Source organism: Microbacterium sp. NPDC076895 (assembly GCF_040687115.1).
GTDB lineage: Bacteria > Actinomycetota > Actinomycetes > Actinomycetales > Microbacteriaceae > Microbacterium.
In genome coordinates this window covers 1-23,844 of record NZ_JBFBMQ010000008.1, presented here as the reverse complement: position 1 = coordinate 23,844, position 23,844 = coordinate 1, and the positions used below count along the sequence as shown (strand labels likewise).

At 67.3% G+C, this 23,844-nt stretch carries 25 protein-coding genes and 1 pseudogene; 13 read left to right on the top strand and 13 right to left on the bottom strand.

Features of this window, described 5'->3' with window-relative positions:
* Positions 1 to 2: 2 nt before the first annotated feature.
* Both AB0O89_RS08550 and AB0O89_RS08545 read right to left on the bottom strand, forming a co-directional pair.
* A complete protein-coding gene (locus AB0O89_RS08550) occupies positions 3 to 305 on the bottom strand; it encodes a hypothetical protein (protein ID WP_363496310.1) in 303 nt (100 codons plus the stop codon).
* A 327-nt stretch (positions 306 to 632) separates the two neighbouring features.
* Positions 633 to 1,199, bottom strand: coding sequence for a LysM domain-containing protein (locus tag AB0O89_RS08545; protein WP_363496307.1), 567 nt, complete (start codon positions 1,197 to 1,199; stop codon positions 633 to 635).
* 84 nt (positions 1,200 to 1,283) lie between these two features.
* Here AB0O89_RS08545 and AB0O89_RS08540 point away from each other — a divergent pair, with 84 nt between their 5' ends.
* The gene (locus AB0O89_RS08540) at positions 1,284 to 2,195 is read left to right on the top strand and encodes a L,D-transpeptidase family protein (protein ID WP_363496304.1); all 912 of its coding nucleotides are present in this window, start codon (positions 1,284 to 1,286) and stop codon (positions 2,193 to 2,195) included.
* A gap of 30 nt (positions 2,196 to 2,225) precedes the next feature.
* Here the strand turns inward: AB0O89_RS08540 and AB0O89_RS08535 are convergent, their stop codons facing one another.
* From AB0O89_RS08535 to AB0O89_RS08525, 3 genes are all read right to left on the bottom strand, one after another.
* A complete protein-coding gene (locus tag AB0O89_RS08535) occupies positions 2,226 to 2,612 on the bottom strand; it encodes a hypothetical protein (protein WP_363496301.1) in 387 nt (128 codons plus the stop codon).
* Between the two features lie 20 nt (positions 2,613 to 2,632).
* Positions 2,633 to 4,375: a DEAD/DEAH box helicase gene (locus AB0O89_RS08530; RefSeq protein ID WP_363496298.1), complete on the bottom strand. Its 1,743-nt coding sequence runs from the start codon at positions 4,373 to 4,375 to the stop codon at positions 2,633 to 2,635.
* A gap of 78 nt (positions 4,376 to 4,453) precedes the next feature.
* Complete coding sequence (locus AB0O89_RS08525; protein ID WP_363496295.1) at positions 4,454 to 5,008, bottom strand: XRE family transcriptional regulator; 555 nt, start codon at positions 5,006 to 5,008, stop codon at positions 4,454 to 4,456.
* A 76-nt stretch (positions 5,009 to 5,084) separates the two neighbouring features.
* Between AB0O89_RS08525 and AB0O89_RS08520 the strand changes: the two genes are divergently transcribed.
* The 3 genes from AB0O89_RS08520 to AB0O89_RS08510 all read left to right on the top strand — a co-directional run bounded on the left by AB0O89_RS08520 (position 5,085) and on the right by AB0O89_RS08510 (position 7,665).
* Positions 5,085 to 6,680: a bifunctional NAD(P)/FAD-dependent oxidoreductase/class I SAM-dependent methyltransferase gene (locus tag AB0O89_RS08520; RefSeq protein ID WP_363496292.1), complete on the top strand. Its 1,596-nt coding sequence runs from the start codon at positions 5,085 to 5,087 to the stop codon at positions 6,678 to 6,680.
* A gap of 143 nt (positions 6,681 to 6,823) precedes the next feature.
* Entirely contained in the window at positions 6,824 to 7,372 is a 549-nt protein-coding gene (locus tag AB0O89_RS08515) for a DUF2809 domain-containing protein (RefSeq protein WP_363496289.1), read from the top strand.
* Between the two features lie 35 nt (positions 7,373 to 7,407).
* Positions 7,408 to 7,665, top strand: a complete 258-nt coding sequence (locus AB0O89_RS08510) for a nuclease (protein ID WP_363496286.1) — start codon at positions 7,408 to 7,410, stop codon at positions 7,663 to 7,665.
* A gap of 18 nt (positions 7,666 to 7,683) precedes the next feature.
* Here AB0O89_RS08510 and AB0O89_RS08505 read toward each other — a convergent pair whose 3' ends face one another.
* Entirely contained in the window at positions 7,684 to 8,097 is a 414-nt protein-coding gene (locus tag AB0O89_RS08505) for an aldehyde dehydrogenase (protein WP_363496283.1), read from the bottom strand.
* 146 nt (positions 8,098 to 8,243) lie between these two features.
* Here AB0O89_RS08505 and AB0O89_RS08500 point away from each other — a divergent pair, with 146 nt between their 5' ends.
* The 7 genes from AB0O89_RS08500 (at position 8,244) to AB0O89_RS08470 (ending at position 14,932) form a co-directional block, all read left to right on the top strand.
* Positions 8,244 to 8,849, top strand: a complete 606-nt coding sequence (locus AB0O89_RS08500; protein ID WP_363496280.1) for a TetR/AcrR family transcriptional regulator — start codon at positions 8,244 to 8,246, stop codon at positions 8,847 to 8,849.
* 52 nt (positions 8,850 to 8,901) lie between these two features.
* Positions 8,902 to 10,008: a Zn-dependent alcohol dehydrogenase gene (locus AB0O89_RS08495; protein ID WP_363496278.1), complete on the top strand. Its 1,107-nt coding sequence runs from the start codon at positions 8,902 to 8,904 to the stop codon at positions 10,006 to 10,008.
* 481 nt (positions 10,009 to 10,489) lie between these two features.
* Positions 10,490 to 11,008, top strand: coding sequence for an SDR family oxidoreductase (locus tag AB0O89_RS08490; RefSeq protein WP_363496275.1), 519 nt, complete (start codon positions 10,490 to 10,492; stop codon positions 11,006 to 11,008).
* A gap of 51 nt (positions 11,009 to 11,059) precedes the next feature.
* Positions 11,060 to 11,473, top strand: a complete 414-nt coding sequence (locus tag AB0O89_RS08485; RefSeq protein ID WP_363496272.1) for a DUF2809 domain-containing protein — start codon at positions 11,060 to 11,062, stop codon at positions 11,471 to 11,473.
* A gap of 55 nt (positions 11,474 to 11,528) precedes the next feature.
* Positions 11,529 to 13,289, top strand: coding sequence for a hypothetical protein (locus AB0O89_RS08480; protein ID WP_363496269.1), 1,761 nt, complete (start codon positions 11,529 to 11,531; stop codon positions 13,287 to 13,289).
* 55 nt (positions 13,290 to 13,344) lie between these two features.
* Positions 13,345 to 14,271, top strand: coding sequence for an EamA family transporter (locus AB0O89_RS08475; RefSeq protein WP_363496266.1), 927 nt, complete (start codon positions 13,345 to 13,347; stop codon positions 14,269 to 14,271).
* The gene (locus AB0O89_RS08470) at positions 14,252 to 14,932 is read left to right on the top strand and encodes a GntR family transcriptional regulator (RefSeq protein ID WP_363496263.1); all 681 of its coding nucleotides are present in this window, start codon (positions 14,252 to 14,254) and stop codon (positions 14,930 to 14,932) included. Before AB0O89_RS08475 ends, AB0O89_RS08470 begins: the two co-directional genes overlap by 20 nt.
* Here the strand turns inward: AB0O89_RS08470 and AB0O89_RS08465 are convergent.
* The 3 genes from AB0O89_RS08465 to AB0O89_RS08455 all read right to left on the bottom strand — a co-directional run bounded on the left by AB0O89_RS08465 (position 14,905) and on the right by AB0O89_RS08455 (position 17,689).
* A complete protein-coding gene (locus AB0O89_RS08465; protein ID WP_363496260.1) occupies positions 14,905 to 16,305 on the bottom strand; it encodes a CoA transferase in 1,401 nt (466 codons plus the stop codon). The genes AB0O89_RS08470 and AB0O89_RS08465 overlap by 28 nt on opposite strands.
* A complete protein-coding gene (locus tag AB0O89_RS08460) occupies positions 16,305 to 16,862 on the bottom strand; it encodes an alpha/beta fold hydrolase (RefSeq protein WP_363496256.1) in 558 nt (185 codons plus the stop codon). The genes AB0O89_RS08465 and AB0O89_RS08460 overlap by 1 nt, the downstream gene beginning before the upstream one ends.
* A gap of 95 nt (positions 16,863 to 16,957) precedes the next feature.
* Positions 16,958 to 17,689, bottom strand: coding sequence for a glutamine amidotransferase (locus AB0O89_RS08455; RefSeq protein ID WP_363496253.1), 732 nt, complete (start codon positions 17,687 to 17,689; stop codon positions 16,958 to 16,960).
* Between the two features lie 152 nt (positions 17,690 to 17,841).
* Here AB0O89_RS08455 and AB0O89_RS08450 point away from each other — a divergent pair, with 152 nt between their 5' ends.
* Complete coding sequence (locus AB0O89_RS08450; RefSeq protein WP_363496249.1) at positions 17,842 to 20,346, top strand: glycogen/starch/alpha-glucan phosphorylase; 2,505 nt, start codon at positions 17,842 to 17,844, stop codon at positions 20,344 to 20,346.
* A gap of 20 nt (positions 20,347 to 20,366) precedes the next feature.
* On the opposite strand, the gene AB0O89_RS08445 is transcribed toward AB0O89_RS08450, so the two are convergent.
* Positions 20,367 to 21,440 (bottom strand): crosslink repair DNA glycosylase YcaQ family protein, encoded by a 1,074-nt coding sequence (locus tag AB0O89_RS08445; protein ID WP_363496246.1) that lies wholly within the window; start codon positions 21,438 to 21,440, stop codon positions 20,367 to 20,369.
* Positions 21,441 to 21,587: 147 nt separating this feature from the next.
* On the opposite strand from AB0O89_RS08445, the gene AB0O89_RS08440 reads away from it, so the two are divergent.
* On the top strand, positions 21,588 to 22,346 hold the full coding sequence (locus AB0O89_RS08440; RefSeq protein ID WP_363496243.1) for a hypothetical protein: 759 nt from the start codon (positions 21,588 to 21,590) through the stop codon (positions 22,344 to 22,346).
* Here the strand turns inward: AB0O89_RS08440 and AB0O89_RS08435 are convergent.
* The 3 genes and pseudogenes from AB0O89_RS08435 to AB0O89_RS08425 form a co-directional block, all read right to left on the bottom strand.
* A pseudogene (locus AB0O89_RS08435) lies at positions 22,246 to 22,488 on the bottom strand (integrase core domain-containing protein); the annotation flags it as partial. The gene AB0O89_RS08440 and the pseudogene AB0O89_RS08435 sit on opposite strands and share 101 nt — an antisense overlap.
* 29 nt (positions 22,489 to 22,517) lie before the next feature.
* A complete protein-coding gene (locus AB0O89_RS08430) occupies positions 22,518 to 22,805 on the bottom strand; it encodes a DUF6262 family protein (RefSeq protein ID WP_363496240.1) in 288 nt (95 codons plus the stop codon).
* Positions 22,802 to 23,844, bottom strand: a 1,043-nt coding sequence (locus AB0O89_RS08425; RefSeq protein WP_363496237.1) for a site-specific integrase, incomplete at its 5' end; no start/stop codon positions are given. The genes AB0O89_RS08425 and AB0O89_RS08430, both read right to left, overlap by 4 nt.

Here is a 23,844-nt window from a genome sequence, read left to right as displayed (position 1 = left end):
CGCTAGCAGTCATGGCCGGTGGGGAGGCGAAGTGCGACGCCCGACTTCAACAAGGCGACGCGCATCGTTTCCTGATTCACCCGAAGCCGCTCCGCAACCTGCGAGAGCGACAGCCCGGAGTTGTACAGCCGGGCCGCCTCACTCACCTGCTCCGGTGTCAGCGGTTGCCGTCGCACGACCACACTGTTCGTCCGCAGGATGCCGAGGATCGTGGACTTCGCTACGCCATACGCTTCCGCGAGGGCCGTCGAAGTCTCGCCCGCTTCGTATCGCTCGATCACTGCAGCGCGGGCCTCATCGCTCAATCGCGTCCACTTCCGGCGCGTAGCGGTGGTCTCGCCAGGGGTTCGAACATCCGCGGAATCGCGCAGGATTCGGCGCATCGCGGCCGTCGTGACCCCTGTTTCCGAATTTGTGGAACAGAGATAAACAAGGTCGACCGGAATGCAAAAGGGTCCGCCACAGGCGGGCCCTTTTCGCATTCCCGCGAGCGGATTCAGGTGGGCCCACGCCGCCGGAGGCTCGGCGCGCCGCGCAGCGGCGTGTGGAGTGGCGGTGGGGCGCATCCCGATCCGTATGGCGTGTGTTGACGGGCTAGCGTCACAGAAACGCGATCGCCCTCCGTGCGGCGCTTAGGGTGCCGGGGGTGCGTACCCGTCGTCGGGTGACCACGTCGCGGTCGGGTCCGGTCGGAGCACCAGGATGTCTCCGGGCTGGATCGTCTTTCCTGGAGGCATTCGGTGGTTGTAGACCCCGACGGTGATGTAGTCGATGCAGAAGCGCTCGCCGATGGCGGCTAGTGCGTCGCCAGGCTGGACCGTGTACGTCTCGATCTTCCCCTTTTCGTCGTAGCCCACCGGACCGGATGCGTACTCTGACGCTCCCATGTCGGTCAGCTCGCCGAGGAGCTTCCCCGGCCCTTCCCGGTCGATAGCGATCATCGCGTTGGTTGCGCAGTCTCCGGGGCCGATCGCAGAGAACGTGTGGCCATCGATCGTCTGCATATCTGGTCCACTGGGCGGTGAGGGCGTCGTCGACTCCGTGAGGGCACCTGTGCTTGCGGGCGCTGCATCCGTCTCACCCGGGGATGTCGTGAGCAGTCCTGACGCGGCGGCGCACCCCGTGATGAGGCTGATGCCGAGACCGAGACCGGCGATGCCGGCGACCGCTCGGACGGTGATCCTGGTGACGCGGCTCATGCGCTCACCCTACGCACAGTTCCCCCATACGTTGAAGAGGCATCGACGCTTGCGGACCTTCTCTTCGGCGCCGACGATGGACCCATGGCCACGACGCGAGCGCTCAGCCGACGGAAGGCGGGATGGATAGCGCTCGCCGTCGTCGGTGGTCTTGCCGCGGCGGCACTCTTAATCGCATGGATCGTTGCGGCGGGGCGGGGCGAACCGCCCGCGGCAGCGCCGAGCCCCACACCCACGGCGACCGTCGAGCCCACACCGACACCGACACCCACACTGATCGGGCCCGCCGCGGACACGACCGACTACGACCTCGCCGGACTCCCTGAGATCACCGTCTTCGCTATTGTTCCCGAGCTGCCCGTCGACGACGATCCGTTCGGCGGGCTGACCGGGATCGCCGCTCGCGCGACAGGCGCCGCGGCCCCCGTTTTTGCCGAGCCCGGTGGCGCTCCGGTGGCGTCCCTTCCGCGCGATTACTACTACGACGGCACCGTGGTGCCGGTGATCGAGCAGTACGACGCGTGGGTGAAGGTCATGCTCGTGGGCCGCCAGGCCTATCCATCCGGAGGAAACCCCGGGCAACTCACCGGATGGCTCCGGACGCAGGACGTCGAGTTGTCACCGCAAGAGGCGACCGTCGAGGTCTCTCTCGGCGACCGCACCATCGACATCGTTCGTGGGGATGACCGACAGCGCGTCGCCGCCGACTTCGGGTCCGGCGTGGAGGCGACCCCGACGCCCCTCGGTCGCTCGTTCATCATGACGGTGCGCACCGAGCCGACCTTCGCGTACACGAGGGGCAATCCGATCACCTACCTGTCGGTGCAGAGTCCGACTCTCGACGGGTTCGACGGCGGCGATGTCGCCGTCACCGCCTTCCACTATCACGACACTCGATCCGGTCGGGTGTCGAACGGATGCCTGCGCGTCGACGATGCGGCAGCCCACGCGCTCGCCGCGCTTCCGCTGGGGACTCCGGTGATCATCCGCGAATAACCCTCGGGCGGATGCCGCGACTCCGCCGTTTCATGTCAGGCTGTGTGCTCCCTCGACGAGGTCACGCATCCACTGCTTCACCTGTTCGCTCGGCGCGGTCTCATCGAAGCTGACCGCGATTCGACCCGACTGGAATCCATCCGTGACGGTCGTGAGAAGTTGCTCGGCCTGCGCATTCGACTCGAATCGATAGAAGTATGCCTGGTCGGTGGTCCAGGCTTCGAGGCATCCGTCGAGCCCAACACACAGTTCGTCGGTTGCCTCTCGGGCTCCCGTTGTCGTGACGCCATCGGGATTGGTCAGAAGGTCCGAGAGGTACACATGACTTCGCGCCCAGCCGGGAGCGCAGCCAGCGAGGATGCCGGTCGTGACTGCCGCGAGCGCGATGGCCGCAATGGAGCGGCTGCGGCGGGTCATGATCGTGTGCCTCCGTCCTCTCAGCGGCGCGGCGGGCGGCCTTCGCGCTTAGCCGAGTTGCCGAAGCGGTCGGGCTTGAGCTCGATCAGTTTGCCGCTGATGCGCGTGTTCTCGAGGCGCTTCAGCGTGTCACGCGAGAGATCCGCAGGCAGCTCGACGAGCGAGAAGTCGGGGCGGATCTGGATCGCGCCGAAATCTTCGCGGCGAAGGCCACCCTCGTTGGCAAGGGCTCCGACGATCTGGCGCGGCTCGACCTTGTGGCGCCGGCCGACCGATATCCGGTAGGTCGTGCGGGCGCCGCCACCGCCGCGCGGGCCGCGATCGGAACGGTCGTTGCGGTCACGACCTCCACGTTCGGGTCGGTCCGGCGAATCGCGCGCGAACCGCGGCTCGGGGGCGGCATCCGGTTCGAGCAGCAGCGGCGTATCGCCCTGCGCGACGATCGCGAGCGCCGCTGCGACGTCCGCCTCGGGCACATCGTGGTGCTCGACGTAGTGGGCGACGATGTCGCGGAACAACCCGATCTGTTCGGGGTCTGCCAGCGCCGCAGTGATCGCGTCGTCGAAGCGGGTTAGGCGCGTCGCATTGACGTCGTCGACGCTCGGCAGCTTCATTTCGGTCAGCGGCTGGCGCGTGGCCTTCTCGATCGCGGTCAGCATGCGGCGCTCGCGCGGCGTGACGAAGCTAATCGCGGCACCCGTGCGACCGGCTCGTCCCGTGCGGCCAACGCGGTGCACATACGACTCGGTGTCGATCGGCAGGTCGTAGTTGACGACGTGGCTGATGCGGTCGACATCGAGGCCGCGGGCCGCGACATCCGTGGCGACCAGGATGTCGAGCTTGCCGCTCTTGAGCTGGTTGACGGTGCGCTCGCGCTGCGCCTGCGCGACGTCGCCGCTGATCGCCGCCGCCGTGTAGCCGCGGGCTCGCAGCTTCTCGGCGAGGGTCTCGGTCTCGTTCTTCGTGCGCGTGAAAACGATCATGCCCTCGAAGTTCTCGACCTCGAGGATGCGGGTGAGTGCATCGACCTTTTGCGGGTACGACACCATCAGGTACCGCTGCGTGATGTTGGCCGACGTGGTGGTCTTGGTCTTGACCGTGATCTCTTCGGGGTCGTTCAGGTACTGCGCGGAGATGCGGCGGATCTGCGCGGGCATCGTGGCCGAGAACAGGGCCACCTGCTTGGTCGCGGGAGTGTCGGCGAGGATCGTTTCGACATCCTCCGCGAAGCCCATCTTGAGCATCTCGTCGGCCTCGTCGAGCACCAGGTACTTCAGCTCGGAGAGGTCGAGCGTGCGCTTCTCGAGGTGGTCCATGATGCGGCCCGGCGTGCCGACGACGATGTGCACGCCGCGGCGGAGCGCCGACAACTGCTGACCGTAGCCCTGGCCGCCGTAGACCGGCAGCACGTGCACGCCGCGCAGGTGCGACGCGTACTTCTCGAACGCTTCGCAGACCTGGAGAGCGAGTTCACGAGTGGGTGCGAGCACGAGCGCCTGCGGGGTCTTCTGCGACAGGTCGAGTCGAGAGAGGATCGGCAGCGCGAAGGCGGCGGTCTTTCCCGTGCCGGTCTGGGCGAGTCCGACGACGTCGCGTCCCGCGAGCAGGGGAGGGATGGTCGCGGCCTGGATAGCAGACGGCGTCTCGTATCCGACATCCTTCAATGCCTTCATGACCGTGTCGTCGAGACCGAGCTCGGCAAAGGTGGGTTCGGATGCGAGGGGCTCGGCCTCGTCGGTCGCGTTCTCGAGGGAAGAGGCCATAGGTGTGACGCTAGTCGCTTCGTGGGGTCGGCGCGATTCGGCATGCGCGCACGGCCGCGTGCGGTCGTCGCTGCGATGTCAGCGGTGGAGGTGCGCGCGCTGGCCCTCACGGTCGAAGATCATGACGAGCTCGGCGGGCTCGTCGATCGCGCTGATCGCATGCGGGGTCATGGTCGAAAACTCGGCAGCCTCGCCCTGGGCGACCTCGATGCGCCGCTCGCCGAGCTGCAGCAGCACCCGCCCCTCGAGTACGAGGAACCAGTCGAAACCCGGATGCACGCGCGTGGCGGGAATCTCGGACACCGGCTCCAGGCGCATCTTCATCGCCATCGTGCGGCCATCGACACGGTTCAGCGCCCACGTCGTGCGCGCTCCGTCGGTGCGTTGGGTGGGGCGGATGACGACATCGTCGTCATCCTCGGCGCGCAGCAGGTCATCGACGCTCACCTGCAGGGCTTCCGCGAGCGGCACCAGCACGTCGATGCTGAGCGCGCGCTTACCGGTCTCAATGCGACTCACCGTCGACGCACTGAGGTTGCTGCGCTCGGCGATCTCATCCAGCGAATACCCGAGGGTGGTCCGAATGCTGCGCAGTCGCATGCGGGCGAGGGTTTCGACATCCGTGCTGGTCATAAGCCCAGCATCCGTTCTTCTTGCGAATACTGCAAGCTAGCATCCACTATGCGCCAGACCGGCCTACCCTCGACGCATGGGCAACCACGACTCGTCTCACCACCACACGCACGGTCCCGCGATGATCCGCCGGTGCGATGTCGCCGTCATCGGCGGCTCGGCCGCAGGCCTTGCTGGCGCACTCCAGCTCGTGCGTCAGCGCCGGTCGGTGATCGTGGTCGACGATGGCACACCGCGCAATGCGCCGGCCGAGCACATGCATAGCTACCTCGGGCGCGAAGGGGCGCCGCCCGCCGAGCTGCGGGCGATCGGCCGGGAGGAGGTCCGCTCCTACGGCGGCGAGATCCTGTCTGGCCGCGTCCTCGCCGTTAGCCGCGACGGGGAGCGCTTCCGCGTCGAACTCTCTGGAGGCGGGGTTTTGCTCGCGCGACGCGTGCTCGTGGCATCCGGGATCACCGATGAACTGCCCGCGATCGACGGCCTGCGCGAGCGGTGGGGTCGCGAGGTGATCCACTGCCCGTTCTGCCACGGCTGGGAGGTGCGCGATCAGCGCGTCGTCCAGATCGTCACGAGCCCGCTCGCGTTGCACCCGACCCCGCTCATGCGCCACCTCACCGACACCCTCACCGTCGTGCTGCACGATGGCGTCGAGGTGGATGCCGAGGCCGTGCGTCGACTCGAGGCATCCGGTGTCACGGTGATCGCCGGAACCGTGACACGGGTGGCGGATGCTGATGGCGCACTCGGCCTCGATCTTGCCGACGGCTCGCGCATCGCGGCGGACGCCGTGCTCGTCGGTGCGAAGTTCCACGCCCGCGTCGAAGCGCTCGCCGGTCTGGGGCTCGAAGCGACTCCCCACGCGACAGGGTTCGGTGAGGTGCTCGTCGCCGATGCCACGGGCCGAACTGCAGCGGACGGCGTCTTCGCGGCGGGAAACGTCGTCGACCCGAGCCTGCAGGTGCTTCCCGCCGCCGCGAACGGCAGCATGGTCGGCGCGCAGATCGCCTTCAGCCTGGCCGACGAGGACCTTGCCGCCCGCGCCCGCCCGTCCGGTGTCGAGACCGAGTGGGATGGTCGGTACAGCGGCGAACAGGTCTGGAGCGGCAACCCGAATGGCACGCTGGTCGCCGAGGTCGCCGGGCTCACCCCGGGAACCGTGCTCGATGTCGGCGCAGGCGAGGGAGGGGATGCCCTCTGGCTCGCCGAGAACGGATGGCAGGTCACGGCATCCGATGTCTCATCCCGCGCGCTCGCACGCGTCGAGCACGAAGCGCGGCGTCGGGGACTGGCCGTGCGCACGTGGCACGTGGATGCTAACGGCATCCACCCCTACGGCGACGAGACGTTCGACCTCGTCTCGCTGCAATACGGATCGTTCGCCCGCACTCCCGACGGCAGGGGAGTGCGAAGCCTTCTCGATGCGGTGGCTCCCGGCGGCATACTGCTGGTTGTCTCGCACGACACGGCGTGGGCACGCGAGGGGCTCGATCCGGCCGAACACACACCGATGTTCGACCCGGATGCCTACGTCGGCGTCACCGCGATCGCTGCCGCGCTCGCCGCATCCGAGGGGTGGCGCATTGAGGTGCACGAGACGCGGCCGCGTCCGGCGGGCGCGGTGAGCGGGCACCACGTCGAGGATGTCGTGTTGCGGGCTGAGCGGATCGGCTGAGTCGTTCCTCCCGTGTGCTGGCTCCTGCCGCACGACTGTCGGTCGTCAGGATCGATCCGGTTGATGCGGGAATACCCATGGGGGGTATAGTGTTGATCCTCGTAGACATACCCCCTTGGGGTACCTGAGCGAGGGAGAAAACCGTGACCACGCTCATGGTGATCGGGGCAGGACTGGGTGTTCACTTCCTGCTGCCCGATACGGCAGGTACCGACATCGCCGGCGACGCTCTGTATGCGGCGGCGGTCTATGCGTTCGTCATCCTGATCATCCCGCGGCGGCCTGCGCTCCTGGTCGGTGCCATCGCACTCGCGTGGTGCATCGGCGTCGAGCTCTTCCAGCTCACCGGTGTCCCCCTCGCGGCGGGTGAAGCCTTCCTCCCTGCGATGCTCGTGCTCGGCACCGTTTTCGACCCACGTGACCTCGTGATCTACGCGAGCACGATCCTGGTCTTCGGGGTCGTGGATGCCGCCATATCGCGTGCCCGGGCCGAGAGCAGCTCACGCAGTTCTTCAGCGGCACGCCGCTCATCTGTCTCGACCGTTGCCACGTTGGTTGACGTCGTGTGGTCTCTGACGCCGAGACTTCTCCTCTGTCGACAACGATCCGGGCCAGTGCGCCGAGATCGCACCACGGTCGGGCTGTTACGCACTGTGTCACGCGGGCTGCGGGTCGTTGCCCGTGTCGCGTAGCGTCGTCTCACCGCAACCCGAAAGCAGGTGAAGCCATGTCCCGCACCATCTCGTCGACAGTCCTCCCGATTCAGCGGGCGATGGCTTCCGCGAACCCCTCGGCTTGGACGGATGGGCTCGTGACCGATGCGTCCGGCACCGAGGTGACGATCGCGCTCCTGACCGGCGCACCCCTGAGGCTCCGGGTGGTAGGCCCTGCCGTGGAACTCGTTGCAGGTGAACCGGTGGCCTATCACCCGGTTGCGGAGCTTTTGAGCGCCAGCGTCGTCACGACGACGGCGCGCCCCGCGTAAGACCTATCTGGCTCGCCCTCAGGCAGCCATCGAGGCCATCATCGCTTCGCACTTCATAATCATGTCGTCGCACGCCATGGCGCAGTAGCGGCAGATCTCGTCCATGTCGGCGTGCATTTTGCACTCTGCCGAGCACGCCTTCGCCATGGTCATGCACGCGGTCATCATGGCCTGCATCACCATCATGTCCATACCGGCCGGGCGCATCATCATGTGCATCGTCGCCTGGGCCATCTCCGCCATGTTTGAGCACATCGCGCAGCAGGCAGCCATCTCGGCGCCCTTCATCATGTCGCTGCCGGCGCACATCGCTGCCGCCATCGAACAAGCGTTCATGGCATGCATGCACTCCTGCATCGCATCCATGTCCATGGTCATGCCTTGGGGCATGTCGTCCATGGACATGGACTTCATCATCTCCATCGTGTCCATCTCGGTCTCCCGTGCTCTCGTTGTCATTGCTGAACGGCTCACGCCGAGGAACTCGTTGCGTTACGAAATGTTACGCCCTGTGGGGTGTGAGCAACATCCTGCTGGCGATCTTCTGGACATGCGTCCATGAGATGTACGATTCTGTCGTGCACGATGACGGCACCCCGACGCAAGCTCTTCGACGAACACTCGACCGTTCGAGCGACCCACGCGTGACCCGTACGCGTGCCGCGATTGCTGACGCAGTACATGAGCTATCGCGACAGGGGGATGAGATCACGGTCGCCGCTATCGTGCGCGCGGCCGGTATCAGCCGCGCCAGCTTCTACAGCCATTACGCGAGCCTCGACCAACTCGCCTTGGCTCTCCACCAGGAGGCTTTCGCCACGATCAGTGAGCTGTACGCGAAAGAGGCCCGCGACTCCGCCGCTGCGCTGCGAGACGCACAGCGCCGGCTCGTCGCGCACTTTGTCGAGAACCGGGGCCTCAGTGCGGCGGTCGCAGCACTACCCGTATCTAAGGACATGTATCTGTCGGGGGTGCGTGCGCTGGCTGCTGTCATCGAGGAATGGCTCGCGCGCGAGGTGACCATTCCGGCGGGGTTGGATTTCGAACCCACCGCGCGCTACATCGCCGGGGCCGCGTACGGCCTCATCGATGCCTGGCTTACGGGCGAGCTCGAGATGACCGACGATGCCCTCATTGACCACCTGACGCGACTGCTGCCGCCAGGTATCGGCGAGCATCGCTGACCACGATGTCCGCCTCGACGCGTGACCTCGCGTCGCACCAGAAGAAGAAGGAATGACAATGAAAGCCACACTCGTACGCGAAATCGGCGCGGGCTTCGTCGCGGAAGACGTGCACATCGCTGCCCCGATCGGCCGGGAGGTGCTCGTCGACGTCAAGGCGTCGGGCCTCTGCCACACCGATCTCACCGCCTCGCGCAACAACATCGGCTATGAGCCGCCCATGGTGCTCGGTCACGAGGTCGCCGGAGTGGTCTCCGCGGTCGGCCCCGACGTCACCGAGTTCGCCCCCGGCGACCACGTCGTCGGATGCCTCGTGCAGTCGTGCGGCCACTGCGAGGCATGCCTGACGGGACGCACGTTCCAGTGCATCCATCCGGAGGAGACCCTCCGCTCGGCGGCCGACGCTCCCCGGATCACGGATGCCGCGGGTCAGCCGGTCGCGCAGGCATTCGGCCTCGGCGGCTTCGCGCAGCAGGCCCTCATCCACGAGAACCAGCTCGTGAAGGTCAACGACGCGGTGCCCTTCCCCCAGGCCGCGCTGCTCGGTTGCGGCGTCGTCACCGGCGCGGGCGCCGTCATCAACACCGCAAACACGAAGCCGGGCGACACTGTCGTCATCATCGGCGCGGGCGGAGTCGGCCTCAATGCGATCAACGGGGCCATCACTGCCGGTGCGAGCACGATCATCGCCGTGGACGTCGCGGATGACAAGCTCGAGAAGGCGAAGCACTTCGGCGCCACCCACACTGTCAACTCGGCCAAGGTCGACGCGGTAGCGGCCGTCAAGGAGATCACTGGGGGCCTCGGTGCACACTCGGTGTTCGACTTCGTCGGCATCCCGGCGGTCACCGCAAGCGGGCTCGAGATGGTCCGGATGGGCGGCGGCCTCTACCTCATCGGAATCATCGACCCCACGGCGGTTCTCCCTCTCGTGACGGTCGGGCTGATCGGCACGCAGAAGCGAATCGAAGGCGTCTACATGGGCTCGACGACCCCCAAGCGCGACATCCCCCTGTATGCGGACCTCTATCTTCAGGGCCGCTTCAACCTCGACGACCTCATGTCGCGCGAGATCGCGCTCGACGGGGTCGAGGCGGGCTATGAACTGCTCAAGGACCCGACGGTGACGCGTGTTGTGATCACCTCCGGGCTCAGCTGATCACGATGACGGGCGGGGATCGTCAGTCGATGATCCCCGTCCGTCGTCGTCGCCATTGTCCTCGCAAGCTGCTGCGTTCCCGCGGCATCCCGCGATATCGGCTGCTTCCCACGGAATCTCCGCGCTCCCGCGATAGCGTGGTGGGTTGGGGAGGCGACACGAGTGAATCCGCGAGGGCGTGGTCACGTGGGACAGGCAGCAGGCATCTGGTGGGATGCGGTCTCCGGTGGTGCGTTCTACAACCGGTGGAGCGCGGCTTTGTCATTCGTGGCCGCGACCGTTGTCGGTGTGCCGACGCTGCAGAACGCGTCGATCGAGGGCTACGCGAAGGCAGTCGTGGTGGCTGCGCTCGGATGGCTCATCTTGGCGGTGATCGTCGCCCCGGCGGCCATCGCAGAGCGACGGCTCAGCTCGCGCACGGCGCGCGGAGTCCTCGTGCTCGCGGCACTGCTCGTCGTGACAGCGATCCGCGCTGCTCTGAATGACGCGCTCGCAATCGCAGTGTGGGGTATCGCCAGCACAGGCGCGTTCGGCCCACGTTCGGCCACCAACATTGTCTCGGGCTTCGTCATGTTTTCGCTCGTGGCGGTCGCCCTGTCGCAGTACGCTCACCGTCGCGCCATCGGCGCTCGGCTCGGGCGTCTCGGTGCCCGCCGACATGATCCACTACGGCGTCACGAAGGCCGCCATGATCGCCCTCGGCAACGTCCTGGCCAAGCGCACGCGCGGCACCGCCGTGACGGTGAATACGGTGCTGGGCGGCCCAACCTACTCCGACGGTGTGGCCGAGGCGATCGAGCAGATTGCGCGGACCCAGGGCGCACCGGTCGATGCGGTGAAGGATGCCGTGATCGGCCAGAACGCAACGACTCTGCTCGAGCGGTTCATCGAGCCGACCGAGATCGCGTCGCTGGTCACGTACCTTGCGAGCCCGCTCGCGTCTGCTACAAACGGAGCAGCTCTGCGTGCCGACGGGGGAGTGCTGACGACCATCGTGTGAGGTTCGCGAGACGAGCAGGCGGCGGCCAGCCGCCGCACATACGGTAGGGGCATGGCGGATGTCACGGAGCGAAGCCGACCCAGCGTCCGCCGGATCGGGTCACTCGTGGCGCTGCTCACGGTCGTCGTGGCGGGGCTTGCCGTTCACGTCCTCCTTCCCGACACGGCAGCTACCGACATCGCGGGAGACGCGCTGTACGCGGTTGCCGTGTATGCCTTCGTCGCCCTGATCATCCCGCGACGGCATCCGCTCCTCGTCGGCGCGATAGGCCTCGTCTGGTGCGCGGGTATCGAGCTGTTCCAGCTCACCGGTATTCCGCTCGCCGCGGGTAACGCGTTCCCTCCCGCGATGCTCGTCCTCGGGACCGTCTTCGACCCGCGGGATCTCGTCGTTTACGCGACTGCAATCCTCGTCCTGACAATCGCGGATACTGCTCTTTCGTGGGGTAGGGCCAAAGGTACCTGACGCGTTTCACCCACGGCGGGATACGGTTGTCTGAATCTGGGGCAAGGTGATCGAGGTGTGGGAGCGTCTGCGGGTGACGGGAGTCGCCGAGATCTGGTGGCGCGCCGTCACCGACGGCTCCTTCTACAACCGTTGGAGCGCGTTCCTCTCTTTCGTGCTCGCTGCCATCGTGGGTGTACCGACGGTGAACAGCGCCTCGGTAACGGGCTACCTGCAGGCCATGGTGATTGGTGTGGTCGGGTGGATCGTGCTGGCGATTCTCGCCCTGCCGGCTGCGGTCGCAGAACGCCGCTGGCGCTCGCGACCTGCCCGCGGTGCTGCGGTTCTGACGACGCTGTTGGCGATCTGTATCATCCGGACACCGCTGAACGACGTCCTCTCTCGGTGGATGTGGGACGTCGCAACAGCTGGCGTTTTCCTCCCGCGTGTGGTCACAAACATCGTTTCGGGGATTGCCCTGTTCTCGCTCGTCAGCATCACGCTCTCGGAATACGCCCGCCGGCGAGCGATCAACGCGCGCCTCGAACGAGCGCTGGCTCCAATGCGTGCCAGCCTCGAGCGGGCGCGAATTCAGGCTGACGAGGTTGGCGAGGTGCTCGCCGCGACTGTGCGCAGACTCCAGGCATCCCGCAACGTGCTGCTGGCTCGCCCCGTCGACTTCGACAGCGTGCGCGCCTACGCCGAAGAGGTACGGCACGAGAGTCACCTGCTCGAGGCGCGCGCTGATGCAACGGATGCCTCGGCTCCGGTTCCTGGTCCGGTGACGGTATCCGCCCTACGGCCCCGCACGATCTCGGAACGACTGGCAAACCCGCCGCTCCTGATGGTTTCGGCGATCTATGCGGTGGCAACTCTTCCGTTCTCGATCATGCAGGGCGGCTTGCGCGTCGGGATTCTCGGGGTGATTGGTCTGCTGGCCATCGACCTGGCCGCGGGTTTCGCTGGCCGCCGGCTGCTTCCCCAGCCCGGTGCGCGCTGGCGGCCCGTGCTGTTCCTGCTCCTCTGGGTACTGGCTGGGTGTGCTGTCGCAGCGCTCTCGGTGACGCTGCTGCCCGACATCGGCCTGGTGGCATACGTCGGCATCGTTGCCGTCCCGGGTCTAGCCATCTCGGTATCCGTCTGTACTGACGCGTTGCGCGAGGCGCGTTTGGCTGCGGCAATCTCGCAGGGTCTGCTTGCGGCCGCGGCACGAGACGTGGCACGCGAGAGCGCTCGGGCATCGGATCCCTTGCGCCATGCGGTCGGCATCCTGCATGGCGGGGTGCAGGGTCAGTGCGTCATCCTTGCCGCGCAGGCCGATGAACGACAGCCCACCGTCAGCGAGGTCGCCCAGTTCCGTGCGCGAACGGATGCCGCCTTTTATCGACTGCAGGGGCCGGTCAGCGAGAGGGACGTGGATCGCGGGTCGCTGCACGGTCCCCTCGGTTCCCTCGATCGCGTCATCTCAGCGTGGCGTGCGGTCCTCGACATCTCCTACACGGTTTCGGCCACGGCCGCTGCGGCGCTGGGCGATCGCGAGACAGACGAGCTGGCTGCCGAGGCGGTCACCGAAGCTTTCGTCAACGCGGTCAAGCACTCGGGAGCGCGGGAAGCCACCGTTTCGCTTGCCGTCCCGCGTGATGATCGCCTGGTCGTCACGGTCGCCTCGCCGGGCACACTTCCTGCCGCCGAGCGACGAGCATCCGGTCTCGGAACGCGCCGACCGAATACGCGAATCCTGCAGTCGGGAACCGATGTCGTCCTTGAAGCCGTCTTGCCCCTGGCTTCCGACCCGGACGCCCCGACGTCCCAGGCGGCCCGCGCAGCCAGCTTCTAGGGGCAGCCGGAGCCGAACCGGCCGCAGCACGGGAACATTGTGTAACAATGTTCCCGTGCCCGGAGTGATCGCTGTGTTGCTTGCCGCGCTGTGCTTCGCGACGACGGGAACGGCACAGGCGCTCGCCGATGTCGATGCATCCCCGCTGTCGGTCGGTGCCGCCCGCATCCTCATCGGTGGCGGGATTCTCGGTGCGATCGCGCTGGTTGCCCGGCCACGGATGCCGCCCACGGCGTCCTCCGCGGTTGCTGCTGCCCGCCGCGCACCGGCGTGGGTGATCGTGGCGGTCGGCGCCGCGGGGGTCCTTGCCTACCAGCCGACCTTCTTCGCCGGTACCCGCCTCATCGGCGTGGCAGTCGGCACGGTCATCGCCTTGGGGTCCGCCCCGATCGTGACGGGAATCCTCGACGCGCTCATTCGTCGACGGATGCCGAACGTGCGGTGGGGCGTTGCCACGGGCATCGCGCTGGTCGGTGTCGTGCTCGTATCTGGCGTGGTGGGCGGAGCCGGCGCGGCGGGGGTAGGACCACTTGGCATCCTTGCCTCACTTGCTGCGGGAGCCTCGTACGCACTCTATGCGCTGGCGAGCAAGCTGCTGATGGATCGCGGCTGGAGCTTCCAGGCCGCGATGGGCACCGTCTTCGGGGTCGCAGCGATCGTGAGCCTGCCGGTTCTGCTGGCAAGTTCGCCCGCGTGGCTGCTGACACCCGCGGGCCTTGCGCTCGCGCTGTGGCTCGGTGTTGTGACCACGGCGATCGCGTACCTGCTGTTCGGGTGGGGCCTGCGGCGGCTCGCCCCGACCACGGTTGCCACGCTCACCCTCGCGGAGCCGCTCGGGGCGACACTGCTCGGCGTATGGGTGCTTCACGAGCAGCTCACCGCAGCATCGGCGATCGGACTTGTCGTGCTCGCCGCGGGACTCGTGGTGCTCTCACTGCCAGGAGCACGGAAGGAGAAGACGGATGTCTCCGCGCCGGCGTGAGAGCGACCCGGGACCGACGCAGGCTGCCGCCCTCGCCGAGACGCTGCGCGCCAGCATCCTGTCGGGCGAGCTGGGCCTGGACGCCCCGCTGCGAGAGGAGCACGTGGCAGAGCGGTACGGTGCGTCCCGGCACACGGTGCGCGCTGCGCTGCAGACGCTTGCGGCCGAACGTCTCGTGACGATCGAGCCCTATCGCGGAGCACGCGTCGCAAACCTCGACAACGATGCGGTCGAAGCGCTCCAAGAGCTGCGGGGCGCGCTCGAGGCAGAAGCGGTGCGGCAGCTCAGTGCCACGCATGGCGCGTCATGGCCGGATGCGGTAACTCGTCCCGTGACGGAGGCCATCGACCGGCTCGCGCTGGCGGAGGCATCCGGCGACTGGCTGGCGACGACCCGCGCCCATGCCGAGGTGCACCGGCTGATCGTTGAGGCAGCCGACAGTCCGCGGATCGCGCAGGCGCATCGGCAGCTCGAGTCCGAGATCCTGCTGCTCCTGACCCACGTCCGACCCGACTATCCAGCGGGTTCGCTCGCCCGGGAGCACACTGCCTATCTCGCCGAGATTCAGCGCGCCGGGGGAGAGGCGGTGCGGGCGCATCTGACTCACTCGGCCGACCTCATCCGGGCGGCACGCTACCAGGCAGCCGCCGACGAACCGTAGGAAGCGACTTTTGTGGGGTACTCCACCGGGCATGCGTCGCAGACCGGCGCGGGCGCGGCGCATCGGATGCTTCCGCCGCCTGCCACCGCAAGCTCGACAGTCTGCTCGCGCCACGTCTCATCCGATACGGGAGTCGACGATGGTGCTGGTGAGCGCGGCGCATCCAGCAGCGTCTGCGCCACCCGGGCGAGTGAGACCCCGACGTGCGACACCGCACCGGTGAGGTGACGGACCTCGAGCGCGCTCATGACGGATGCCGCGAGCAGGTAGCCCGCTGTGTGATCCAGGGCCTGCGCCGGGAGTGCGCCGGGGGCGGCATCCGTGCCGTGCAGCATCGCGATGCCCGAGACCGCCTGCACGATGCTGTCGAAGCCGCGTCGCTGCTCCCACGGGCCCGGACCCCACGCGTCGACGGTCGCCGTGATCAGGTGCGGCCACCGCTCGCGGGCGCTCGCCGGGTCGAGCCCGAAACGGGCGAGGGCTCCGGGACGGTAGCCGGTGACGAGCACGTCGGCCTGCGCCAGAAGCGCATGCAGCGCGTCGCGGGAGTCCGGATCTGCGAGATTGAGCAGCGCTGATCGCTTCCCCTGGCCGGTGTCGAGAAACTGCCACTCGATCTCGGGAAGGTGCGGGCTGTCGATGCGCAGCACCTCGGCCCCGAACAGGCCGAGGGTGCGGGTCGCGACAGGTCCGGCGATGACGCGCGTGAGGTCGAGCACCCGGAGGCCAGCGAGGGGGAGTGGTGATGTCGACTCCGTAAGTCGGGGCGCTCCCGTCTCAGCGACATCGCGCCGGACGAGCGGGCGCGCGCGCACGGCATGGGCGTGCGGGTGCGCGTGCCACTCCTCTTCGTTGCGGACGCGGCCGACGATCGCTCCTTCGGCGGCCGCGCGGTCTTCCCAGTGCGCGGCGGTCGCCGTCCGCAGTGCGGCGGCTATCGCGTCCTTGCCCGCCTCGGCTTCGAGGCCCAGCATCCGACGCAGTGCAGCGCCGTGGTGCGGATAGTTCCCGTGGGTCCGCACCCACCCGTCGGATGTCTCGAAGAACCCGGATGCCGGAGCCCAGGCATCCGGTCTCTCGCCGTTCCACATGAAGACCTGCTCGCTGCGGTAGCCAGCAGTCAGGCGCGGTCCGTCGAGAACGACGGGGCCGAGGCTCGCCGCGTCGGCTTCGCGGCCAGCGCTGCGCGCGTGCGCCAGGGAGGTAGCGGCAACCGATGCGGTGCCGACCGCTGCGACAGCAAGTTCGTCGACGGGCAGCGGCGACGGCAAGGTCACTGGACCGCGCGGCGGGCGCAGCGCCGCGACCAGCTCGGCCCGGCCAGTCGCCGCCGAGACGAGCTCTGACGTGAGTTGATCGAACGACGCCGACATCAACGCCTGCCCTCGAGGTCACGGATGAAGCCGCGAAGAAGGTCGAGTCCCTCGGGCCACGGACCGTGGCCGCTGAGGACATTGATGTGTCCGGCATCGCCGATATCGACCTGACGCGCGCCCCAGCGCCGACAGATGTCGGCGGAGCGGTCGGCGGAGCAATACGGGTCGGTCGTGCTGGTCACCGCCATCGTCGGAATCGGCAGGGGAGCAAGGGTCGCGGTGGCAGTCGCGAAGCTCAACACCTCGGTAGGGAACGAGGCCGCATCAGGATCGGGCGGGGCGACGACAAAGACACCGCGCACGCGCTCGGGCGAGTGCGCTGCGAACGCCAGTGCGGTGAGGCACCCGAGGCTGTGCGCGACGAGAACCACCGGCTCGCCGGCTGACTGCACGGCGGTGCCGACGGCACGGTCCCAGTCGTCGACGTCGGGTTCGTCCCAGGATGCCGGAGAGCTGCGCACCCACGCCGGATGCTGCTCCTGCCAGATCGACTGCCAGTGGTCGGCTGATGAACCGCCGAGCCCCGGGACCACGACGACCGAAGCATCCTGCATCGCTCTCCTCTTTCGTGACGGCTGGCGCCCATTCAACCGATCAGGTCACCCGGCGAGTAGAGCCAATGTGCGCCCACTGGCCCCATCGGGACCGGTCAGTGGGCATAGCGCTCAACGAAGGTGCGCAGCATCCGACTCGGATGCAGCACCTCCCGTTCCCGGACTGCCGCCAGTGGAATGTGCACCTCGGTCGGCGCGAAGTAGCCGTAGTCGGTGTATGCGTGGATGCGTGACGTGATGCCGTTCACGTCGAGCTCGGGATGGAACTGCGTCGCGTAGATGTTTTCGCGCACCCGGAACATCTGCACCGGGCACGAGGCGGATGACGCAAGCAGCGTCGCCGAGGCGGGGAGCGAACGCATGGCTTCCTTGTGCCCGACGAAGGCGTCGAAGCGGGCCGGGATGCCGGCCAGCAGCGGGTCGGCGATTCCGGCATCCGTCAGCGACACCTCGACGACACCGACCGGCTCGCCGTAGGTGCGGTCGATAACGGCACCCTGGTGAGCCCCGACCGTGCCGACGCCGTAGCAGGCCCCCAGGAAGGGGAAGTCCCGCGCGACGACCTCGTCGAGGAGCGCATCAAACTCGGCCTCGACGCGCCGCTGCACCGCTGACTTCTGCTCGATCGGGTCGGAGGCATTGAACGGCCCGCCGCCGACGAAGATGCCCGACAGATCATCGAGGTCGATCTCGGGCATGGGGCCTGCTTCGAGCCGCACCCGTCGCAGCTCGGACTCCGCGAGACCGGAGTAGCGCAGGAACAGCTCGTACTCTTCATCGGCCGGACCGTCCTCGGCGCGGGTCGCCAGCAGGATGAACGGCTTCATCCGCTCAGCTTAAGCGCCGCAGAGCCGCGTTGATCCTGCAAACGGCCCGCTCGGATCGCGTGCCGCGCCCGATTCGTGACGAGTGTGTAAACCTCGTATGGCGATCGGTGAATGAGGATGATTCACCCCGCCGGACTCGATATCGTCGTGACGTGCCCGACACACAGAACTCCGACGCGACCCTGCGTCCCACGCACCCGCTCGCTCTCGCTCCCGTCATCGCACCGCCCGCGTCGGTAGACGGATTCGTCAAGCAGTTCCTCGCGAACCTGAACTTCGATCAGGGCGTCTCGCTGTCGGCATCCGATGCCAACGACCAGTACCTGGCGCTCGCGGGCACGGTGCGCGACTACCTCATGGCGCGGTGGCTCGAAGACCAGACGCGGCAGCGCGAGCAGCAGGCGAAGACGGTCTGCTACCTGTCGGCGGAGTATCTGCTCGGCAAACAGCTCGATAACAATCTGCTCGCCGCGCGCCTGGGCGAGATCGCCACGGAGGCGCTCGCGCAGTGCGGTATCTCGATGGACGACATGCGCGAGGTCGAGGTCGAACCGGGCCTGGGTAACGGTGGGCTCGGGCGCCTCGCTGCCTGCTTCATCGATTCGCTGGCCACGATGAGCGTGCCGACGATCGGGTACGGCATCCGCTACGAGTACGGCATCTTCCGGCAGACCTTCGTCAACGGCGAACAGGTCGAGCAGCCGGATGCCTGGCTGCGCATGGGTTCGCCGTGGGAGTTCCCGCACCCCGAGGCGGCGCAGACGATCTCGTTCGGCGGTCGCACCGAGACGTACGACGACAACGGCGTTACTCGTACACGGTGGATTCCGGACTGGAACGTGCTCGCGGTGCCGTACAACATGATGGTTCCCGGCTACCACAACGGTCGCGTCAACACGCTCCGTCTGTGGCGCGCGGTTGCGACCAACGCCTTCGATCTGCGCATCTTCAACTCCGGCGATTACGAGGAGTCGGTGCGCGCACAGACCTTCGCCGAGAACATCTCGAAGGTGCTCTACCCCGAGGACTCGACGCCCCAGGGCAAGGAGCTGCGCCTGCAGCAGCAGTACTTCTTCGTCGCGGCATCCATCAACGATTTCCTCGACAACGTGCTGCTCGAGGGATTCGACCTCAACAACCTGCCTGACCGCGTGATCTTCCAGCTCAACGACACCCACCCGGTCATCGCCGTGCCCGAGCTCATGCGCGTGCTGGTGGATGAGCGCGGCATGGAGTGGGAGGACGCGTGGGCGATCACGCAGAAGTGCTTCGCTTACACCTGCCACACGCTCCTGCCCGAGGCCCTCGAAGTGTGGTCGGTCGACCTGCTGGGGAGGCTGCTGCCGCGACACCTCGAGATCATCTACCGCATCAACGACGAGTTCCTCGAAGAGGTGCGGGAGCGGTTCGGTGACGACATGATGCGCATTCGCAACATGTCGATCATCGGTGAGCACCCGTATCGCTCCGTGCGAATGGCCTACCTGGCGACCGTCGCGGGAGCGAAGGTCAACGGTGTCGCGGAGCTTCACTCGCAGCTGCTTCGCGACAAGGTGCTGCACGAGTTCGCCGAGATGTACCCCGACAAGTTCACGAACGTCACCAACGGCGTCACGCCGCGGCGGTTCATCCGACTCGCGAACCCGTCGCTCGCGAGCCTCATCACCGAAGCGCTCGGTGCCGGCTGGACCGTCGACCTCGAGAGACTGCGCGGGCTCGAGGCGCTCGCCGAAGACCCCGAGTTCCGTGAGCGGTTCGCTGCAGTCAAGGCCGCCAACAAGCGGCGCCTGAGCGACGTGCTGCAGCGCCGAGACGGCGTCACCATCGACGACACGCATCTGCTGGATGTCATGGTCAAGCGCCTCCACGAATACAAGCGCCAGACCCTCAAGGTGCTGCACATCGTCACCGAGTACGAGCGCATCATCTCGGGCACGGTCGCGGCCGCCGACATCCAGCCGCGCACCTTTATCTTCGGGGCGAAGGCTGCTCCGGGATACGCGATGGCCAAGCGCATCATCCACCTCATCAACTCGGTCGCGTCGGTCGTGAACAACGACCCGCGGGTTGAGGGGCGCCTGAAGGTGGTCTTCCCGCCGAACTACAACGTCACGCTCGCCGAGAGCATCATTCCGGCCGCCGACCTGTCGGAGCAGATCTCGCTCGCCGGCAAGGAAGCATCGGGCACCGGCAACATGAAGCTGGCCCTCAACGGTGCGCTGACGATCGGTACTGACGACGGCGCCAACGTCGAGATCCGCCAGCTCGTCGGCGACGACAACTTCTTCCTGTTCGGCATGACCGAGCCCGAGGTCGAGGCGCTGTGGGCGAAGGGGTACAAGCCCGCTGACTTCTATCAGGCCGACCCGCAGTTGCGTGCCGCCATGGACCTCATTGCCTCGGGCGCGTTCTCGGGCGGTGACCGCACGGTCTTCGAGCCGATCGTGTCGAATCTGCTCTACGACGACCGGTTCATGGTGCTCGCCGACTACGCCTCGTACATCGAGGCGCAGACGCAGGTCGACCTGGCATATGCGGACCAGGATGCCTGGACCCGATCGGCGATCCTCAATATCGCCCGCTGCGGGTTCTTCTCATCCGACCGCTCGATGCGCGACTACCTCGACCGCATCTGGCACGCCCGCCCGTTGCTCTGACGTCCGCGGCCAGCGTCGCGTCAGTCGTGTGGCCAGGTGCTCAGCGCGTCTTCGATGAGCCGTGCGGCCCGATCGCTGACAGGCTCGAGGAGTTCGACCACCGGAGCCCGGCTCTTCGCGCCTCGGGGCGCTGAGAAGCGCCATGTGCCGACCACGACGCCGTTGACGAGGACTGCCGGGCGGAAGACTCCGTTCTTGCCGGGAACGAGAGCGTCGAACATCGCGTCCGAGGCCTCGAGCGACCGGTCGGCATAACCGAGGATCCACTCGTCAAACGCGGGAACGAGCGTCACCGTTTCAGCAGATTCTTGCCAGCTCGAGTCGGCTGACGCGGATGCCGCGGCATCCAGATATACGGGCTTCTCGCCGAGCTGCCCCAGCTCGATGCGGTCGACGGATGCCGCGGCGGCGCGCAGGCCCGTCTTAGGGAGCTTCGTCCACCAGGCCAGGTCGTCGAGGGTCACCGGGCCCCGCGCGGCGACATAGCCCGCGACAATACGGCTGAGTGCGGCATCCGTGTCGGTGTCACGCTGGGTCGCCGTGCGCGTGAGGAGCTGCTCAGAGCCGTCAGGAGTGAACGCGCCCCAGTGCGCCAGTCCGCTGACGCACAGGTGGACGAGCAGGTGGTAACCGCGCCCGTCGTCGGTCGAGATCCCGGCGTCCTCCCACGTGGCAAGGACGTCGGCGCGCCGCAGTGGCGCGGTCTCGAGCGCCGCGACGGCGACATCGTGCGCACGATCGATCGTGGCGTCGTCCAGGTCGAGTTGCTCCCGGCGCCGCGCCATCGACTGCAGCGTTCTCGTCCCGGTCAGGGCGAGGAGCGACGCCAAGTGCTCGGGGGTCGTCGCGAACAGTGTTCCGCGCATGGGCCAGGACCGCACCAACGCGCCGCTGTCGAATGCGGCGCGGACATCGTCGACGGTGGTCCCCGGGGCCGACCGCAGTGCGATCGCACGCAACACTGCCGGAAGATCCTGGCCCTGCAGGGCGACCGCGCGGTCGACCACCTCCCGCGGGGAGAGGACCGAGCCGCCGAGCAGCTGGGCCCGGTGGCGCAACCCGCGCGCCTGGTCGGGGGAGAGGGACGCCGTCATGTCGATCACCGTAGTACCAGCCACCCCCACTCCGGTGAGCCGGTTAGACAGGCGTCTGCCCGAGTGGACTGACGCGTCGGTAACACGCTCGGTTCGATGTGGATGACGAGCTGAGTCAATGTCGGACCCCCCTCGTAGTGTCGGGGTATGGAAGCAGTCGGTGCGGGTGATTCGGGTCAGTGGTCCGAAGGTCCGGATGCCGACGCGTTCGTCTCTGAGGGTGATGTTCGGGAGTGGGATGCCGAGGTGGCGGGGTGGGTTCCGCCGCGTCCTGATGCTGTGGCCCTGGTGCTGGAGGCTGCTGATTTGGAGGCGGTGTTCGCTGCGCAACGGTTCGCCAGGGTGGATGACCTGCGTCTGGAAGCTCTGGATGATGTGTCCCGGTATGGGGGTGGGTCGCGGGAGTTGGTGATGCGGTCTCTGCGCCTCGAACTCGCGTCGGCTCTGCGAATCACGGAAAACGCCGCGGGCATGATGCTCGCTCGCGCAGAGTCCCTCGTGCACTCGTACCCGGCCGTGTTGGAGTCGCTGTCTCGTGCGGGTGTGACGGTCCGTCACGCGGAGATCCTCGTCGACGACCTGGACGTCCTCGACCCCGAGGTTGCGGGGCGGTTGGTGGGGCGGGCGTTGGGGTTGGCGGAGTCGTTGCCGGTGGGGTCGTTCCGGCGTGCCCTACGCCGTCTGATCGACAGGGAAACCGCCCCCACGTTGACCGAGCGTCACCAGGCCGCGGTACGGACCCGTCGGATCGTGGTGGAACCGGCGGGGGATTTGAACCGCCCTGGGTTCCATGGAGGCTTTTCTCTCACGCGGCCAGGGGTTCCTGGGCGTGAAGTCGATGGTATTCAGTTTCGAACTCGATCGGTGGTCGGTGCCCGATTGAGGAGTGCAGTCGCTCGTGGTTGAACCAGGTCACCCATTCCGCGGTCGCGGTCTCGACCTGCTGCCGCGACGACCACGAGCGGCGCCGGTGGATCACCTCGGTCTTGAACAACCCGATCGTGGACTCCATGAGCGCGTTGTCGTAGGCTTATCCGGCTAATCGGCCTTGGTGGTGGGTTTGGCCGGGTAATGCGGTCAGCCGCTGGTGAGTCGGCGGAGTTGCGCGTCGTGGTGGCGGACGGTGTCGGCGAGGGTCTGGACGGCTTGCCGGAGGGTCGCGAGCTCGTCGGTGAGCGCGGTGATGCTGCCGTCCGGGGTGGTTTGCTGGTGGTGCTCGATGATGGCGCGGAGTGTGGGGTTACGGTAGATCGTGGACCGGGAGATCCCGGCGTGTTCGGCGACCGCGGCGATAGTGATGGCGTGGCCGTTTCGGGCGAGGTCGGCGCAGGCTCGTTCGATCTGGTGCAGCGTGGTGCTGGTCATCCGGTTTGTGTCTCCGTGTCGGCGATGAGTGCGTCGAGGCGGGCGATGAGCTTGTGGTGGCGGTCTGCCTCGTCGATCCATCCTCGTTGTTCCGCGTCGCGGGCGAGAGCGTCGGCGTCGACGCGTTGCGCGGCGAGGATCGGCAGCGAGGTGGGTTCGGATCGGTAGGACGGGCAGTGTTCGCAGATGTTCGCGTAGCTGCATGCTCCCTGCGCTGGGGCGCGGAGGCAGAATCCGCCGGCCATGCGGGACTTCAGCAGCGGGGCGTCTTTCCAGTCGCGTCCGCCGGTGATGGCCGTGAGTGGCAGCTGGGTGCGCCCGCCCGCGTCTCCGGCAGCGGCGGTGGTGGTGTTCTGTTTCGCGAGGTCGAGGGCGCGTTCGTATTCGGTGCGGACGGTGTGGTCGAACAGGCGCCCGTAGCGGAGGCTCATCTCCGCGGACTGGTGGCCGAGGAGTGCCATGAGTGCTTGCAGGGAGACGCCGGCGTTGACCAGTGCGGTCGCGTAGGTGTGTCGCAGCTGGTGGGAGGTGACGTGCCCGAGCCCGGCGACTTCGGTGGCGTGGTCGAGCTCGCGGCGGACGCCTCGCTGTGTGAGTCTGCGGCCGAGGTAGGTGAATAGGAACTGCGCGGGTCGCCGGTAGCGGGGGTGCGGGAGTGGTCTGCCGTGGGAGCGGATCTGGGTGACCCGGTCGATCACCTCGAGAGTCTCAGGATCGAGGGGGACCATGCGTTCGGTGGCGAGCTTGCCGAGCGGGACCTTCAGCCATGCCCCGTTCCCATCGAGCTCGTGGACGCAGTCCAGTTCGAGGTCGAGCAGTTCCCCGATCCGCAGCCCGCAGGCGCGTTGCAGCCGCAGCGCCAGTGCGGCCAGCTCGTTGTCGGGATGCTCGGTCAAAGCGGCGGCGAGTCGCCGGTCGGCATCGATGGGGAGGTAGCGGGGCAACACCTGCGGGAGCTTGGGGATGTCGTCGCGGAACAGCACCTTCCGAGGTGGCGCTGCGTCCCAGCCCCATTCGGTGATGTCGCGGAGGAACGTCG

Excerpts from the sequence above, each read along its gene's own strand:
- AB0O89_RS08530 (WP_363496298.1), bottom strand. The coding sequence starts at position 4,375 with ATGGCCTCTTCCCTCGAGAACGCGACCGACGAGGCCGAGCCCCTCGCA.
- AB0O89_RS08485 (WP_363496272.1), top strand. The coding sequence starts at position 11,060 with ATGGCGGATGTCACGGAGCGAAGCCGACCCAGCGTCCGCCGGATCGGG.
- AB0O89_RS08460 (WP_363496256.1), bottom strand. The coding sequence starts at position 16,862 with ATGCAGGATGCTTCGGTCGTCGTGGTCCCGGGGCTCGGCGGTTCATCA.
- AB0O89_RS08495 (WP_363496278.1), top strand. The coding sequence starts at position 8,902 with ATGACAATGAAAGCCACACTCGTACGCGAAATCGGCGCGGGCTTCGTC.
- AB0O89_RS08525 (WP_363496295.1), bottom strand. The coding sequence starts at position 5,008 with ATGACCAGCACGGATGTCGAAACCCTCGCCCGCATGCGACTGCGCAGC.
- AB0O89_RS08465 (WP_363496260.1), bottom strand. The coding sequence starts at position 16,305 with ATGTCGGCGTCGTTCGATCAACTCACGTCAGAGCTCGTCTCGGCGGCG.
- AB0O89_RS08545 (WP_363496307.1), bottom strand. The coding sequence starts at position 1,199 with ATGAGCCGCGTCACCAGGATCACCGTCCGAGCGGTCGCCGGCATCGCC.
- AB0O89_RS08440 (WP_363496243.1), top strand. The coding sequence starts at position 21,588 with ATGGAAGCAGTCGGTGCGGGTGATTCGGGTCAGTGGTCCGAAGGTCCG.
- AB0O89_RS08445 (WP_363496246.1), bottom strand. The coding sequence starts at position 21,440 with ATGACGGCGTCCCTCTCCCCCGACCAGGCGCGCGGGTTGCGCCACCGG.
- AB0O89_RS08510 (WP_363496286.1), top strand. The coding sequence starts at position 7,408 with ATGTCCCGCACCATCTCGTCGACAGTCCTCCCGATTCAGCGGGCGATG.
- AB0O89_RS08490 (WP_363496275.1), top strand. The coding sequence starts at position 10,490 with ATGACGCGCTCGCAATCGCAGTGTGGGGTATCGCCAGCACAGGCGCGT.
- AB0O89_RS08535 (WP_363496301.1), bottom strand. The coding sequence starts at position 2,612 with ATGACCCGCCGCAGCCGCTCCATTGCGGCCATCGCGCTCGCGGCAGTC.
- AB0O89_RS08520 (WP_363496292.1), top strand. The coding sequence starts at position 5,085 with ATGGGCAACCACGACTCGTCTCACCACCACACGCACGGTCCCGCGATG.
- AB0O89_RS08430 (WP_363496240.1), bottom strand. The coding sequence starts at position 22,805 with ATGACCAGCACCACGCTGCACCAGATCGAACGAGCCTGCGCCGACCTC.
- AB0O89_RS08470 (WP_363496263.1), top strand. The coding sequence starts at position 14,252 with ATGTCTCCGCGCCGGCGTGAGAGCGACCCGGGACCGACGCAGGCTGCC.
- AB0O89_RS08455 (WP_363496253.1), bottom strand. The coding sequence starts at position 17,689 with ATGAAGCCGTTCATCCTGCTGGCGACCCGCGCCGAGGACGGTCCGGCC.
- AB0O89_RS08505 (WP_363496283.1), bottom strand. The coding sequence starts at position 8,097 with ATGGACACGATGGAGATGATGAAGTCCATGTCCATGGACGACATGCCC.
- AB0O89_RS08540 (WP_363496304.1), top strand. The coding sequence starts at position 1,284 with ATGGCCACGACGCGAGCGCTCAGCCGACGGAAGGCGGGATGGATAGCG.